This is a genomic window from Sphingomonas sanxanigenens DSM 19645 = NX02, from assembly GCF_000512205.2.
GTDB lineage: Bacteria > Pseudomonadota > Alphaproteobacteria > Sphingomonadales > Sphingomonadaceae > Sphingomonas_D > Sphingomonas_D sanxanigenens.
This window is the reverse complement of record NZ_CP011450.1, coordinates 316,975-331,919: the sequence shown is the minus strand read 5'-3', so window position 1 is coordinate 331,919 and position 14,945 is coordinate 316,975. Positions and strand designations below refer to the sequence as shown.

Genomic DNA, 14,945 nt, shown 5'->3' with positions numbered 1-14,945 from the left:
TCCCGTTCTGTCCTGTCACTCAGTAACGATAGGCCACGCCGAGCGTGTAGGTCCGCCCGAAATGCGAGTCATAGAGCGTGTCGCGCCGGACCGAGTCGACATAGAGCACCTGATGCTCGTCGGTCAGGTTGGTCGCCTCCAGCGAGACGCGAAAGCGGTCGTTGATCGCATAGGAGGCGGAGAAATCGACATAGAGCGTCGATTTGCCGAGATCGATGTCGCTGCCCGTGCCGATCGAAGGCACCGCGCGGACGAATTTGGAGCGGTAGTTTGCGGAGCCGCGGATGCTGAACTTGTCATCCTCATAATAGAGCGTTGCGTTGACCTGGTTCTTGGACATGCCGACCAGTGGCTCGCGCGTCGTCACCCCCGTCGTCGCGTTGAGGATATATTCGATCTCCGAGGTGACGTGGGTATAGTTCAGCAGCACCCCGGTGTTGGCGAGGACGCTCGGCAGGAAGCGGAACTGCTGCTGGAAATTGACCTCGACACCCTTGATCGGCCCGCCCTTGGTGTTGGACAGGTTGGTGACGGTGAACAGATCCTGCGGCGTCGCCTGCGATCCGGCCAAGAGTTCGACCGGCAGCCCGGTTTCGGTGAACGGAATGATCCGCTGCAGGCTCTGGATGTAGGTTTTGATATCCTTGTAGAAATAGCCGACCGACAACAGGCTGCCCGAGCCGAAATACCATTCGGCCGAGAGATCGAGCGTGTTGGCGCGGATCGGATCGAGCAGCGCATTGCCGACCGAGATCGTGCGGATCGTGGGGTTGAAACCGCCGCTGGGGGAAAGCTGGCCGAGATCCGGACGCGCCATCACCTTGGCCGCCGACACGCGCAGCAGCAGCTTGTCGGTGACGTCGGCGGTGAGGTTCAGCGAGGGCAGCCAGTCGTCATAGCTGCGCTCCACCGCCACCGGGGTAAAACCCTGGCCGTTGATCGGGCTCGCCAACGTCACATAGCCGAACGATCGCTGCTGGGTATGGACATAGCGCAGGCCGATATTGCCGCGCACGCGAAACGGCAGCGCCTCGGTATCAAATTCGGCCTGCGCATAAGCGCCCTTCACCTCCTCGCGGATCGCATAATTGCCGCCCAGCGAGGTGCCGGTGTCCGCGCCGCTGAAGGTGAAGCCGCCGGTGTTGCTGTCGAAATCGAACAGATCGTTGAATTTGTCGTAATCGGGCTTCACCCAGCCATTGGGCAGATCCCCCGGCAGCCCCTTGCCGAAACCGCCGACCATCGTGGTGAGGCCGGCGAGCGTCGTGCCGACAGGCAGAGCCGGCACGAAGGCGGAGATCGGCCCGGCGCGTCCCAGTTCGGCGCTGTCGAACGCGCTGCGGCGATATTCGCCGCCCACCCGGATATGAAGTGACTCAAGCGGCTTGAACAGCAGGTTCAGCCCGAACTGGCGGTTGTCGAACTGGGTGAAAACCTTGCGGCCACTGAACGACCCCCGGACCGTGCCATCGGCCAGCGCCGGGCCGAACGCGAAATTGCCCGGATCGGTGATGTCGATGCCATAATCGATCAGCGGGATGCTCCCGCGATTGCGGAAATCGAACGAGAAGCCATTGACGTTGTTGGCGTCCATGCGAACGTCGTTGCGCGTCGGCTCCTTGAAGTCGGTACGGCCGAAACCGACCAGCGCATCCGCCTCGAACCAGTCGCTGAACTCGTGCTTGGCAGTGAGCGTCGCCTGCTTGAACGTGGTGGTATAGATGTCCTGCGTGGTCACCGAGGCGACATCGACGCCGTTGAACAGGCCATATTGCACGGTGCCGTCATCGGAGACCTCGGCATCGAGGATCGACGTGTGCGGCTTGCCATTGTTGCCGACGCCGCGGCCGAACGATAGCCCCATGAAGAAATCGTCGACGCGGTTGACCTTGTAGCGGGCATAGAGGCCGTCAAGCGAGATCAGGGTACGGTCGGTCGGCTGCCATTGCAGCGATCCGGTGAGGCCAAGCCGCTTGTAATTCTGGTCGCTGCGGAAATAGCGCGGCAGGCGCGGCATATGCGCGTCGGCGCCGACGACGGTGGCATAGGCCTCCGGATCGGAGGTGCGCGGAATGCCGGTGGCGCAATTGAGCGCGTCGGTGCCCTTCAACGCATTGTCCACCGGATTGCGCGGCGCATAGCCGATCGGGCTGCAGAAGCCGCCATCGGATGCGGCGTTCAGCACATTGGCGGGCGAATAGCCTTCCTCGCGCGTGCGGCGCTGCGTGTAGGCGGCGGAAAACAGGATACCGATCGTGCCGTCGGCCAGCTTGGTGGACACAAGGCCGGCGAGCCGCGGCCCGGCATCCTCGTTGAGATCGTTGTAGCTGACCTTGGCGGAGCCGACGAGGACGAAGTCATCCTTATAGTCGAGCGGATGCGGCGCGTTGAGATCGACCGTCGCGCCCAGCGACCCTTCCTGCGTGTCCGCCGAATAGGTCTTGCGGACGGTGAGATTCTGGAAAATCTCGGACGCGAACACGTTGAAGTCGAACCCGCGGCTGCGGCCGCTGGTACCCTGCACGTCGCTGCCGCCGACGCCGCTGTTCGCCTCCATGCCGTTGACGCGGGTGCGGGTGAAGATCGGGCCGAGACCACGCACCGTGATCGCGCGCCCTTCGCCGCCATCGCCGCGCTGGAGCGCGACGCCCGGCACGCGCTGCATCGATTCGGCGAGGTTGGCATCGGGGAATTTGCCGATATCCTCGGCGACGATCGTGTCGGTGACACCGCTCTGCTCACGCTTGAGGCGCAGCGATTCCGCAAGGCTGCTGCGGAAGCCGGTGACGACGATCGCCTCCATCTCGTCCGCCGGCGAGGATGCCGCCGCGGCATCGTCTGGCGGCATCTGCGTCTGGCCGAAAGCCGGCGCGGCGCCGATCCCGCAGATCATCGCCCATGCTGATACCGAAGCTGCAAAGCTGTTGCGCATTTTCACGCTCCCCTCCTTTTTGGCGATGCCAGCCAGGAGCCGCGCGCGTCGCGACCGCCTTGTCCCAGCATCCCTCCCACGCACTGACCATTTTTCCGCCCCGCGATCGCAGGACGAAGCGCCTTCGTGATGCTGACTAACGCAGCGTAACTGGGCTGGCAATCGGTATTACAAATTTATTTTATTTAATTGATCTGAAGGAATGAGCGGTCTGCCGAGAAGCGCGGATATCCGTGCATAACGCTTATTTGTATGAGTTTTTCCTATCTGCGCGGCACGTGATGGGAGGGTCTGCATAGAGCCGCACACTTGTCGTATAGCTGCTGGATCGATAGATTAGCGGCAGGCTGGATCGGGCCCGTCTTCCGAATGACCCGCGATCGTCGGCCGCGCCTTCAATCCATCACCCGCCGGGTCGCGCATGCCTGGCTGCCGTCAACCCGTATCGCCGGCGGCTCGCAGGTCGACGCACGCCACGGATCGCAGGATCAACATGCATGCCGACATCATTGACCGATCGCCTGTTCACCACGCTCGAAGCGCGGATCAGGGGAGGCGAGCTGCGCCCCGGATCGCGCCTCCCGACCCAGCGCGAGATTTGCGCGCGCGAAAAGGTAAGCCGCACCGTCGTACGCGAGGCGTTCGCGCGCCTCGCAGCGCATGGCTTGACGACGTCTCGCCAAGGCTCGGGCGTGTTCGTGGCGCGCCAGGTGCCGTTGCAGGCATTCCAGGTGAGGGCGGACGAACTCAGCAACATGGCCGATGTGATCAAGCTGATCGAGATCCGCCTCGCGATCGAGAGCGAGATGGCAGCGCTCGCCGCCGCGCGCCGCAGCTTCGCCGATATCGGCGCGCTGCGCGACGCGCTCGACTGCATGGCCGGGGCCGGCGACGATGCGGCCGAATCCGCGCGCGCCGATACCGCCTTTCATCTCGCCATCGCGCAGGCGACCCAGAACGAGCATTATGTGCGGATCATCGCGTTTCTCGGCCAGCGCCTCGTGCCGCCGCGCACGCTCTACCTGCGCGACCGGCCGGTGTCGACGCAGCGTGCCTATGCCGCGCTGATCCATGACGAGCATGACGCGATCCTCGACGCGATCATCCGCATGGAACCGGCACGGGCGCGCGATGCGGCGCGCGCGCATATGCAGGAAAGCCTCAGCCGCCACTCCCGGCTGGGCAAAACCGGGCGACCCGCTGCCTGAGCGTCGCGTCCTAGCGCGCGACGTTCATGAGGATCGCGTCGGACGGCAGCAGCCGATCGGCGAAGGGCAGCAGCGCCGCACCCACCGCCGGTGCGATCGACGGGGTGGCCGCGCGTGCGACCAGCGGCATCGAGGGAAGCTCCGCCCCATAGGGCGCGAGCGCGGCGGTCAGCCGGGCGGCCAGCGCATCGATGAGATCGGTCGGCAGGCGGCCGCCGATCAGCACGGCCTGGGGATCGATCAGGCAGCTCACTGCAATCATCGGATCGACGAGCAGGCTCGCGGCCTCGTCAAGCCAGTCGTCGATCGTCGAGCGCGCGATGGGATCGTCGCTTTGCAACGCCGAAAGCGCGTCAGACGCGCAGCCGGCCTCGATGAGCCGTTCATAAAGCGCCGACAGCGACACGCGCGTCTCGATCGAACGCCCCGCCGCCTGGCCGGTTCGGCCGATAATGAACCCCAGTTCGCCGCTGCGGCCGGTCGCGCCGCGATAGAAGCTGCCGTCGAGGACGAGGCCGCCGCCTAGGCCAATGCTGATCAGCAGATAGAAGAAGCTCGCAGAGTGCCGGCCCGCGCCGAATTGCAGCTCGCACAGCGCCGCAGCGGCGGCATCATTGTCGCGATGCATCGGCCAGGGCAGCAGATCGGCAAGCAGCGCCGCGGGATCGACATCGGTCCAGATCGAAAAGTCCGCAGGGCGGCCACGCAGATCGCGTTCCGCCATCCGATCGGGCATCGCCAGCCCCACCCCGATGACCCGGTCGCGCGGGATGGCTGCGGTCGCGAACATTTCGGCAAGCCCACGCGAGGCGAGCGCGCGCACCGCCGCCGGCGAAGGATAGAGAATCTCTTGCGACACGCTGGCGCGCACGGTGCCGGCGAGGTCGAGGCACGCGAGACTCAGATGATCGCGATCGATGTTGAGGCCGATCGCGAAGGCGCCGTCGGGATCGATCGCGATGCGCAGCGCGGGCTGCCCGCGGCCAAGCTGGATCTTGCCGACCTTGCGGATCAGCCCATCCTCTTCCAGCCGGCGTGTGATGTTGGCGATGGTCGGGCCGGTCAACCCGGTCAGCGTGGCAAGTTCGGTGCGAGTGATGAAGTCGCGCCCGCGGATCGCCTGCAGCACGACGCGCTGGTTGTAGTCCCCTGCCCGCTCCAGATTGGTACCCGACAGGCTGATCGCCAGACGCGCGGCACGCGCATCGGTCGGGGGAGCGGGGATGTCGATCATTGCTGCGCACCGAACGATCATCGATCGCACCTCAAGTGGCGCGACCGGGCTGCGACCACTATCCATTCATGGCAGTGTTGTCGAACGCAGTAGCTCTAACGGGCAGGCGACAGTGACCGAGCCGGCTCCGGCCAGGTCCAACCATCGCAGCGGCCCGCCCGATCGTGTCCCGGGTGGGGGTGTGGCTCGTCGGTAGCAAAGCTACATCACTTCCCGGGACACGATGTGGTTTGATGGGCGGAATGGAGCTGAGCGGACCGAAGAGGGGATGGTCATTGTTCCAATCAACGCAGTTTGGTTTCGCCATTTTCACGATCAACAGGCCTGGCTTGGAACGCCGGCGCCAAGGTGCCTCGGCTTTGCTAAGGACATAAATCGTCTAGGCCAAAGAGGTATGCGGGGAATTGCATCGGTCGTTTGGCTGCAAGCGGCACCGGGATAGCTCGACCTCGTCGGAAGGACCCCCCTCCCCTAGTCAGAGGTTAAGGATACGTCGACGTATGCGACTCGGGTAAGTCCGTTAAAGAATCATTTTTAAACACGCCGCTGCTCGCAGCGGAAGGATTCGTGATTCAGTAGATTCAGATTCGGTCTCAGAAAACGGCAGCAATTTCAGTATGTTGTACGAACCAGCCTGACCGATTGGGGGTGGTTAGCTGACCTGATGGGGGCCGCTGCCTGTCTTGGTGGGGGGACTCGCCTGACCTTGTGGGGCCAACCTGACCGGTTGGGGGCAGCACGTCGCGACGGCCGGAAGCGCTGTATTCCTTCCCGTTTAGGCAGGAAATCTTGCTCGATCGGGCGGTTTGCCGGGGCTCGCGTCGTGCGGACGCGACTCGGCGTCTTTCCTCGCGATCTTCGCCGCGGCCTCCTCGATCCCATCCTGACCATTTGGGGGATAAGCGAGCGCGATCTATCCTGACCTGACTTGACGAAGCAGGTCAGGTCAGGCAGCAAGATAAACCATTGGGTTGAATCTTGATCGTACCATGGCATGGAAACTGGCGCTGACCAAATAGCTGAGGCAGAAGGGGGCGAAGCTGGAGATGCATCTCCAGGTCGTGCCATGCGTGTCGCTGCTGCGCTGAAAGCAAAGGGCGGCGAAGAATTTGCCAAACCGGGCAGCATCATCGAGATCAAGTTCGTCAAAGGCGAATCGCTGAGTCTGACTGCGTCGCGGTTGTTGGCGCTGATGATCCTGACGGCAGGCGGTGATGCCTGGGAAGATCGCCCGCACAGGATGCGCAAGGCGGATATTCGGCGCGGACACAAGGGCAATGAACGCATCAGCGACATGCTCGAGGAGCTTCACCGAACGCTTTTCGCTGTCGACGACAGGTCATGGCGTGGAAAGAAGGCAACGCTGCGTTTCTCGCTGATATCCCGCTCCCGAGAGGAGACGGAAGAGGATGGTGGCGAGGCTGGATGGATCGAATGGGAGTTCACTCCGGATGCAAGGAGGCTGATCCAGGCTTCGGCTACCTATGCGGTGTTGAACCGCCAGGCCGTATTGGGTTTTCGGTCCAGCTATGCGCTTAAGCTGTACGAACTCGGTGCGCTACGGCTGCATCGCCGGCAGGCAACATGGAAGGGCGACATGCAGGCCCTCCGGGCGGCGTTGGGGATACCGCCCGAGGTCTACGCTGATTTTGCCCAGCTGCGCCGGAAGGTACTCACGAAGGCAAAGGCAGAGATCGATCAGCTCGCCCATTTCCGCGTGGAGTGGCGGGAGATCAGGCAGGGGCGGACCGTCACCGAAGTTGAATTTCGTTTCGAACCGAAGGGCGCACCTGAGGTCATTGAAACGGTCGATGAACTGGATCGACACTCCTCCGGTCGCAAAGCGCGGCGAGACGGAACCGCCGAAACTGTATCGGTCGCACACACGATCGCGACGGTCGCGAAGGCGCTGACGGGACCGACCGAATCCGAAAAGACATTCCCCCGGGGATCGCTGACCTATGAGGCGCCCGAGCTTCACGAGATTGGCCTGAGGCACGGTGGAGGGTGGTCGGTCGATATGATGGCGGGTGCGTACCGGCAGCATATGGGGAACCGGCTCGAGAAGCTGCGTGGCAAGAAGCTGATCGATTCCTGGAAAGGCTTTTGTGAGAGCTGGCTGAGCCGTCGCGGCAGGCCTTGATCGACGAAAATTGCACGCGTGCAATTTTCTTCATCCCCCATGAAGTCAGGATAGGGCCGGTAGCACGCAGAACCCGTCGAAACCGGGGCCGCACTTTCGAAATTTCGGTCTTTCTTGACCAAAAAGCGCAATCTGATGTACCACATGCCGAATAGCGAAAGGCGGGCATGTGTCGAACGGACTCGAAATTGAGGAAGCCGATCGCGTGGTTTCGGTCGCGACGCTCGCGAAGCGAACGTCGTCTGTCCTCGAAAAGCTGCGCGATTCGGCTCGGAGCGTCAGGGCAGACGATCGGCGGGAGCCCACGTTCACGATTACCAAGGCCGCCGAACTTGTGGGTCGTACCCCGGCCGCGATCCGTGACGCGGAAAAGGACGGCCGCTTGCCTGAACCTTCCCGTACGGACACGAACCGACGCGAGCGCTACACGCTGGCGCAGCTGAACGACATGCGCGGTGTCTTTGGAACCCGGCCATATCGCGCACCCGGCGACCCGTGCTGCGTCGTGGCGGTACAGAACTTCAAGGGCGGCGTAGGCAAGTCGACGGTGGCGGTCCACCTCGCGCAATATCTCGCGATACGGGGCTATCGCGTGGCGCTGGTTGACTGCGATAGCCAGGCCTCGGCCACAACGCTGTTTGGGTACGTGCCCGACCTTGATCTCGATGAGGATGATACCCTCTATCCGTTTCTGCGGGAGGGGGAACGATCCTCCCTCGACTACGCGTTGCGGAAGACCCATTTCGACGGTCTGGAACTCATCCCGGCCAACCTGCGGCTCTTCAATTCGGAGTATGAGCTTGCGGCCCGGATGGCGCGCGGCAGTGACAGCTTGCTCGACCGGCTCAAGGATGGAATCGAGAGTATCTCAGACCGCTTCGATGTGGTCGTCATGGACCCGCCACCGGCCCTGGGCGCCATCTCACTGTCGGTGCTGCGTGCCGCGAACGCGCTGGTGGTGCCGGTACCGCCGACGGTTATGGATTTTTCGTCGACCGCCGCATTCCTTTCGATGCTCGATGAGACGATCGAGCAATTAGCCGAACGCGGGCTTGCTCCAGAACTCCAGTTTCTGCGATTCGTGGCCTCGAAAGTCGACGAGAACAAGTCGATGCAGAAGGAGCTGCTGCATCTGATGCGCACCCTATTCGGCCACGCGATGATACGGACCCCGCTCAAGGATTCGGCCGAGATCGACAACGCGACGGCGCGGTTGATGACCGTCTACGAGCTGGACGGTCCTGCCACGAGTTCGGCGGTCCGCAATCGCTGTCTGGGATATCTCGATGGCGTAAATTCGGAAATTGAGGTCGATATTCGGTCGATGTGGCCGAGCCATCAAGCGGCGCTGCGCAAGGCGGCGCTGGCGTGAAGGGGCAAAATTGCACGCGTGCAATTTTGCCGGAACAACGGGCGATTGCACGCGTGCAATTTGCTGGAAGGAGGCTCGAATGAGCGGGAAGAACACCGGCTTTGCAGCCGATCTGGCGGCCGGCATCGACCTGTCCGAGGAGGCCGCTCCGCAGCGACGCTCAGGATTGGCGTCAAATGTCCTGACCGGCCGGTCAAACCGGCTGGCCGACCTCGCCTCCGGAGCGATCGTAAATCGCACTCATGAGTTCGTCGATCCCGCCCGCTGCCGGATGTGGGCCGGGCACAATCGCGACTATGCGTTGCTCACCGAGGAGCGATGTGCCGACCTGATCGAGAGCATCAAGGCGCAAGGACGCCAGGAGATGCCGGCGATCGTTCGGCGCGTGTCTGGCGATCCGGCGCACGATTTCGAGGTGATCTGCGGTGCGCGGCGGCACTGGTCGATAAGCTGGCTGCGGGCCCACAACTATCCCGACTTCAAGTTTCTCGTTGATGTTCGTGAAATCGGGGATGAGGAAGCTTTCCGGCTTGCCGACATAGAGAATCGGGCGCGTGACGACCTTACCGACCTGGAACGGGCGAGGGACTATCTACGCGCTCTCGACGCCTATTACGATGGCCGTCAGAAGACGATGGCCGAGCGGCTCAAGGTGTCCGAGAGCTGGCTGACCCGCTACCTCGACCTCGCCCGCTTGCCCGCGGAGCTGATCCGGGCCTTCGTCAACCCGCAAGAACTCGGCATCCGCAACGCGATTGCACTAAAGGCATTGTTGAAGCCAGGTGACCGGAAGGCAAGGGCCTTCAACGAAGCGGATCGGCTTGCAGAGGCCCAGGCCGCAAGTGGCGAGGCGATGCCTGTGCTTGACGTGATCAAGGCGCTTTCCTTGGCCGTTGACCCCCCCAAAAGGTCAGGATCCCCCAAAAGGTCAGGTAAGCCGGAGACCGTGTCGAACGCAGGCGGCAAGCCCGTGCTCCGGATTGAGGGCGCGGACCGTAAGGGCATTCGTCTGACGCTGCTGAGCAGGGGCGGCGCGTCTCGCAAGGACGCGGAGGAGGCGGTCCGGGCGGTGCTAGATCGGCACTGGCCGTGACGGTGGCGTCATTGACGCCAGCAGCTTTCGCGCGCCTTGCGGCGTGATGTTCAGCAGTCGGGCCACCGCCGCGGGCTGCAGGCCCGGATAGGACAGCTGAAGTCGCGCGAGAAGGGGGGCCTTGCTCCTCCTCGTTACCTGCAGGTCGGATCGGATGCGCGCTGCCGCACGCTCGATGGTATCCAGCTCTCGCAGACCGGCCCGCGACGTACGGCCGATCGCCAACTCCAAGGTCTTGACCAGGTCGGCGGGGGAGGGGGGTAGGTATCTCGGCAGCAGGATGAGCGAGGGTATAACCTGCGTCGTGAACCCGGCGCGGTAAAGCATCCGTGGCATCGCGACCGCGATCAGCCAGGTTCGATCACGCCCCCGCGGTTGAAGCTCCAGCGCGCGGCCATCGACGGTCGTCACCATGCAACTGCTGGCGGTCGCTGGCTCGGTAAGCGCAGCGAGCTCAATCACGCGGGACGCGACCGAAAGGAGATCGCCTGCGGGAAAGGGCGCATCGGCGATGCTATGCACCTGGCGCCAAAGCGGACCGAAATGAGCCAGGTCTGAAGCCGCATAGGTTTCCGCCGCGGTGCGGTCGTCTAGGACTTGACGCAGCGTGTTCAGCGTCGCCCGGGCGATAGGGTTCTTGAGATCCTCGTCACGGCTGAGAGCGATGTGAAAGATGGCGGCCACCGAGATGGGGTCGTTGAGACCCTCGGAGGCGCGGGGAGGGGATCTGCGACCCGCGATCCAATCCTGCAGATCCTGCGCTGCGATGGGCACGCCGGCAAGGCCTGCCAAGGCGGCCGCACCCTCGAGGCGCGAGCGCGCGAGAAAGATATCCCCGCACGTGCTGGCGTGGAGTCGACCGTCGAGACGCCCCAGCAGAAGCAGGCTGTCGTCAACACGGAGGGTTTCGGTGCGGGTCATGGTTTGCGGTGACTATGCCACGAGGGGAAACCAAAGTCAGCAGTTCGTTTCGCTCTTCCAGAGCGATGTGCAATCGACATGTGATAATTGCAGTTATCACATAAGCAGATTTGACACCCCTTTATAACGTGCGGTACAAGCGCCGCCGAGCAGCTAGGCGTGTCATGGCTATCGAAACCGCCCAGGAAGGGCAGAAAACCGTTGTGGCGGCGCCTGAGGCGACCCTGCCGGTCGTCGGGGCTTCGGCCGACATTGCGTGGACGATCGTGCAGATGCGCGCCGGCGAGCGCATCACCGTCAACGAGGCGCTGATCGCCGCCTATCAGGGCGCCTCGTCGCCCCACAGCATCCGCGCGCTCAAATCCGACGTCGAAGCGTTCGACGCCTGGTGTCGGCGCACCAACCGGATCGCGCTGCCGGCGACGGCCGAGACCGTGGCCGATTATCTCGACGCGCGGGCCGGGAAGGGGAGCCGGCCGGCCTCGCTATCCCGCTACAAGGCGTCGATCGCCAAGATCCACCAGCTGCTCGAGCTCAAGGATCCGACGCCGGCGCCGCTGGTGAAGCTGCGGCTCCAGACGGTGCGCCGCGAGAAGGGGGCTGCGCAGAAGCAGGCGCGGCCGCTGCGGTTCAAGGGCCCGGTGCGCGACGTCGAGCGCGACAAGGCGCGGGGGCTCAACATCCGCGCGCTGCTCGAGAGTTGTGGCGAGGATCTGCCGGGGCTGCGTGATCGGGCGCTGCTATCGGCCGCTTATGACACCGGGCTGCGCGCCTCCGAACTGGTGGCGGTCGCCATTGAGCATATTGAGGAGGCGATCGATCCCGAAGCGCGGCTGCTGCAGATTCTGCGTCATAAGGGCGATCAAGACGGGGAGGGGGCGACCGCCTACCTCAGCCCGCGCACCGTCGCGGCGATCGCGGCGTGGACCGAAGCGGCGGGGATCACGACAGGGCCGCTGTTCCGGCGGGTGCAGGTGCGGCGCTACAAGGCGCGGGCAGCCGTGCGCGGTCGGCCGATCGACAGCATCTCGGGCCGGGAGACGTGGGATCTGCGCAAGACGCTGTCCAAGCCGGCGGTGAAGGCGCGCGTCGAATATGACATCGGCACCGTGGCGCTGCACCCGGGCTCGATCGGACCAATCTTTCGGTCGATCATCGGCCGCGCGTTCGACCGTGGCGCGCTGCCCGATTTGACGGCGGACGATCTGGCGCGGTTGCTGAAGGGGATCAGTGCGCACTCGACGCGGATCGGGCTCAATCAGGACCTGTTCGCCAGCGGGGAGGATTTGGCCGGCATCATGGACGCGCTGCGGTGGAAGTCGCCGCGGATGCCGCTCGCTTATAATCGCAATCTCGCGGCAGAGCAGGGGGCGGCGGGGCGCCTTATGGCGAAGATTGGCTAGTCATGACGGCCTAAATAGGTCTTTGGATGATGCCGTGCGACCACACGACGGCGGCAGGTAGATCGAGGGATTTGCGCAGCGGCAAGAACCGGAGAAGGGAGGCTGAGCCCCCGGGGTCTTGAGCTACAACGTTAAGCCTAAGAAACGGGCAGGGGCCTGGTAGCGCGTAGTGTATGAGCGAAGCCACCATCGCTCAAACTCATCAGCACAGTCCAATTTCGAAGAGGAAACAAGAAAGTGGTTCCGGAAACGGTATGGATCTTATCCTGTGTAAACGCTCGCGCTAAATGGCGGCGTTCTGATCGCGCTATTTGTCAGTTGCCGGGTCCGATGACGAGGCAATCGCGCGCGGCCTGAACGATGTCAGCGGTGACCTCCTCGACGCGGTTGAGGGTCATGATCCGCCGCATCTGCGCGAACAGGCGCTCCATGAGCCGGAAGTTGCCGCGCGTGATGCGGATCACGGCTGCCTGCGCTTCGATCGCGTCGAGTTGGGCCGGGTCGAAGCTGATCCCGAAATCGCCGGCGTGGGTCGCGAGCAGCAGCCGCATTTCGGTCTCGGTAAGCGGTTTGAACTCGTGGACGAAGCCGATCCGCGAGTAGAGCTGGGCATAGCGGGCGAGGCGCTTCTCCAAGCCCGGCATACCCATCAGGATCAGCCCGAAGCCGTGGCGATCGGCCATGTCGCGGAGATGTTCGAGCGACTTTATGGTCAGGCGGTCGGCCTCGTCGACGATGACGAGGGGGCAGGCGATGCGGGCGGCGTCATGGGTGATTTCGTCCTGCGAGCCGCCCGCGACCGTCAGCCGGGCATAGCCCAGCTTAATGAGGTTGAGGCCCAACACCGCGTCGATCGTCTTGGGCGTGTTGCTGACCGACACGGTGTAGAAGACGGCGCGGCAGCGAGCGACCTTTTCGCCAAGGAGCGCGGCAATGGGACGGAGCGCGGCATATTCCCCCAGGTCGGGGAAGCTGGAAAACTCGCGCGCCGATCGCGTCTTTCCGACGCCCGGCCGGCCATGACACACGCCGATATAGCGGTAGTGCGCGCAGGCTTCGGCAAACTCGACGAACCGGGCATGTTCGCGGGTCGCCAGGAACGGCTGCTCGACCAGGAACTCAATCGTCAGCGGCGTAGAGCCGGAGCCCTCGGTAGGTGGTGGGCCGGGAAGCCGTATCCTCTTGGTCGCCGTCGAAGGTCTCCGTGGGGGCAGGCACCTGCTTGTCGCGCTCCTTCGCGCCGCGCCGGGCGCGCTGGATCGCGCGCAACGACGGGTGCCCAGCGTGCTCGGAGCTGAGCGCACGGCAGACGAACCGGCCCTGGTGGTAGACGTTGATCTCGGTCAGGTCGCGGGGGTCATAGACCGCCTCGACCTGCTCGCCGACGAAGGCCGCGAGCGTGGGTTCGACATAGCGCCTGCCCATCAGACGGATGCCGTCGCGCAGCACTTTACGGGGCTTGGGCACGTGCACGAGCAGCATGTCGAGCTGTTCAAGGCTGTCGGGCATTGCGGGCAGGAACCCGCCCTTCTGCCAGCGCGTGATCGGCGGTTCGCCGGTGCTGCCATGCGGGCGACGATGATAGACGCCGCACACGAACGCCTCGAAGCGGGCGCGCAGCTCGTCGAGCGTGAGCACTGGCGCCGACAGCGGCTTGCCCGCGATCAGGTGGCCGGGCAGGTCGGGCAGGAACATGTCGTTGATGGTGCGGAACAGCCGCTCGATCTTGCCGCGCCCGCGAGGACGCCCCGGCAGCGAATGGATGAGGCGGATTTTGAGGGCGATGCACGCCTGCTCGATATGCTCGGAGATGAAATCCGAGCCGTTGTCGACGTAAAGCTGTTCGGGAATGCCGCTGACGATCCATTCGGGATTGGGCTTGCGCCAGATCGCCTGCCGCAAGGCGAGCGCCGTGTTGAGGGCACTGGGGGCATCGAGGCTGAGGAAGTAACCGGCGATGGCTCGGCTGTGATCGTCAACGATGACGGTCAGCCAAGGACGCACCGGGGTTCCGGCATCATCGAGCACGAGAATGTCGAGAACGGTATGATCGGCCTGCCACATCTCGTTCGAGGTCGCGGCTTCGCGCCGATGCACTAGCTCGTGCTGGTCGCGGTAGACGGCCGGATCGGAGGCTGCGGCGATCTGGCTTGCCGGTATCGCCCTGACGACACGCGCGACGGCCGCATAGCTGGGGGTTCGGTGTCCATGCGCGATGGCGAGTTCCTGCACCTTTCGGTGAATGGCGGCGACCGGGGGTCGCGGGCGCTTGGTGGCGAGAGTGCGGGTCAGTTCGACCAGATGTTCCGGCAGGTGCAGCCTGCCCCGATCGTTGCGCGGCAGACGCGCGAGACCGGCAAGTCCTTCGGCACGGTAGCGCCCGAGCCAGCGCTGCAACGTCCGCTCGCTCAGCGTGCCGGTGCGGGCGAGGTCCGCGAGCGGGATGCCATCGGCGAGGTGCGGTTCAAGGACGCGGTAGCGCTCGATCGCCAGCGGCGGGACAAGCGCCGGATGCGTCACCGCCGACGGTCCGTGTCGCAGGTAAGGAAAACGGAGATTTGCCTGCCCATCGCCATGCGAGTCCGCTCGCGTTGCCAAACCGGCCTGTTCGACGTAAATCTACCCGGTAAAGAAAACTA

The 14,945-nt window shown here is 64.0% G+C and carries 10 protein-coding genes; 5 read left to right on the top strand and 5 right to left on the bottom strand.

Annotated features, from left to right (window positions below):
* Positions 1-19: 19 nt before the first annotated feature.
* Positions 20-2,932 carry a TonB-dependent receptor gene (locus tag NX02_RS30240; RefSeq protein WP_047100403.1) on the bottom strand — a complete coding sequence of 971 codons (2,913 nt, stop codon included), beginning with the start codon at positions 2,930-2,932 and terminating at the stop codon, positions 20-22.
* 497 nt (positions 2,933-3,429) lie between these two features.
* Here NX02_RS30240 and NX02_RS30235 point away from each other — a divergent pair, with 497 nt between their 5' ends.
* The gene (locus tag NX02_RS30235) at positions 3,430-4,140 is read left to right on the top strand and encodes a FadR/GntR family transcriptional regulator (RefSeq protein ID WP_047100402.1); all 711 of its coding nucleotides are present in this window, start codon (positions 3,430-3,432) and stop codon (positions 4,138-4,140) included.
* 10 nt (positions 4,141-4,150) lie between these two features.
* Here NX02_RS30235 and NX02_RS30230 read toward each other — a convergent pair whose 3' ends face one another.
* Positions 4,151-5,374 carry an ROK family transcriptional regulator gene (locus NX02_RS30230; protein ID WP_047100401.1) on the bottom strand — a complete coding sequence of 408 codons (1,224 nt, stop codon included), beginning with the start codon at positions 5,372-5,374 and terminating at the stop codon, positions 4,151-4,153.
* 1,066 nt (positions 5,375-6,440) lie between these two features.
* On the opposite strand from NX02_RS30230, the gene NX02_RS30225 reads away from it, so the two are divergent.
* The 3 genes from NX02_RS30225 (at position 6,441) to NX02_RS30215 (ending at position 9,982) form a co-directional block, all read left to right on the top strand.
* The gene (locus tag NX02_RS30225) at positions 6,441-7,517 is read left to right on the top strand and encodes a replication initiation protein (protein WP_047100400.1); all 1,077 of its coding nucleotides are present in this window, start codon (positions 6,441-6,443) and stop codon (positions 7,515-7,517) included.
* Positions 7,518-7,686: 169 nt separating this feature from the next.
* Positions 7,687-8,889, top strand: a complete 1,203-nt coding sequence (locus NX02_RS30220; protein WP_047100399.1) for an AAA family ATPase — start codon at positions 7,687-7,689, stop codon at positions 8,887-8,889.
* A gap of 79 nt (positions 8,890-8,968) precedes the next feature.
* Complete coding sequence (locus NX02_RS30215; RefSeq protein ID WP_047100398.1) at positions 8,969-9,982, top strand: ParB/RepB/Spo0J family partition protein; 1,014 nt, start codon at positions 8,969-8,971, stop codon at positions 9,980-9,982.
* On the opposite strand, the gene NX02_RS30210 is transcribed toward NX02_RS30215, so the two are convergent.
* A complete protein-coding gene (locus NX02_RS30210; RefSeq protein WP_047100397.1) occupies positions 9,962-10,903 on the bottom strand; it encodes a hypothetical protein in 942 nt (313 codons plus the stop codon). The genes NX02_RS30215 and NX02_RS30210 overlap by 21 nt on opposite strands.
* A gap of 164 nt (positions 10,904-11,067) precedes the next feature.
* On the opposite strand from NX02_RS30210, the gene NX02_RS30205 reads away from it, so the two are divergent.
* On the top strand, positions 11,068-12,306 hold the full coding sequence (locus NX02_RS30205) for a site-specific integrase (RefSeq protein WP_047100396.1): 1,239 nt from the start codon (positions 11,068-11,070) through the stop codon (positions 12,304-12,306).
* Positions 12,307-12,620: 314 nt separating this feature from the next.
* Here NX02_RS30205 and NX02_RS30200 read toward each other — a convergent pair whose 3' ends face one another.
* Together NX02_RS30200 and NX02_RS30195 are read right to left on the bottom strand one after the other, a co-directional pair.
* Positions 12,621-13,484 (bottom strand): AAA family ATPase, encoded by an 864-nt coding sequence (locus tag NX02_RS30200; protein WP_281178386.1) that lies wholly within the window; start codon positions 13,482-13,484, stop codon positions 12,621-12,623.
* Positions 13,426-14,826 (bottom strand): Mu transposase C-terminal domain-containing protein, encoded by a 1,401-nt coding sequence (locus NX02_RS30195; RefSeq protein ID WP_047100395.1) that lies wholly within the window; start codon positions 14,824-14,826, stop codon positions 13,426-13,428. The genes NX02_RS30200 and NX02_RS30195 overlap by 59 nt, the downstream gene beginning before the upstream one ends.
* Positions 14,827-14,945: the final 119 nt, after the last annotated feature.

Excerpts from the sequence above, each read along its gene's own strand:
- NX02_RS30235 (WP_047100402.1), top strand. The coding sequence starts at position 3,430 with ATGCCGACATCATTGACCGATCGCCTGTTCACCACGCTCGAAGCGCGG.
- NX02_RS30240 (WP_047100403.1), bottom strand. The coding sequence starts at position 2,932 with ATGCGCAACAGCTTTGCAGCTTCGGTATCAGCATGGGCGATGATCTGC.
- NX02_RS30225 (WP_047100400.1), top strand. The coding sequence starts at position 6,441 with ATGCGTGTCGCTGCTGCGCTGAAAGCAAAGGGCGGCGAAGAATTTGCC.
- NX02_RS30230 (WP_047100401.1), bottom strand. The coding sequence starts at position 5,374 with ATGATCGACATCCCCGCTCCCCCGACCGATGCGCGTGCCGCGCGTCTG.
- NX02_RS30215 (WP_047100398.1), top strand. The coding sequence starts at position 8,969 with ATGAGCGGGAAGAACACCGGCTTTGCAGCCGATCTGGCGGCCGGCATC.
- NX02_RS30210 (WP_047100397.1), bottom strand. The coding sequence starts at position 10,903 with ATGACCCGCACCGAAACCCTCCGTGTTGACGACAGCCTGCTTCTGCTG.
- NX02_RS30205 (WP_047100396.1), top strand. The coding sequence starts at position 11,068 with ATGGCTATCGAAACCGCCCAGGAAGGGCAGAAAACCGTTGTGGCGGCG.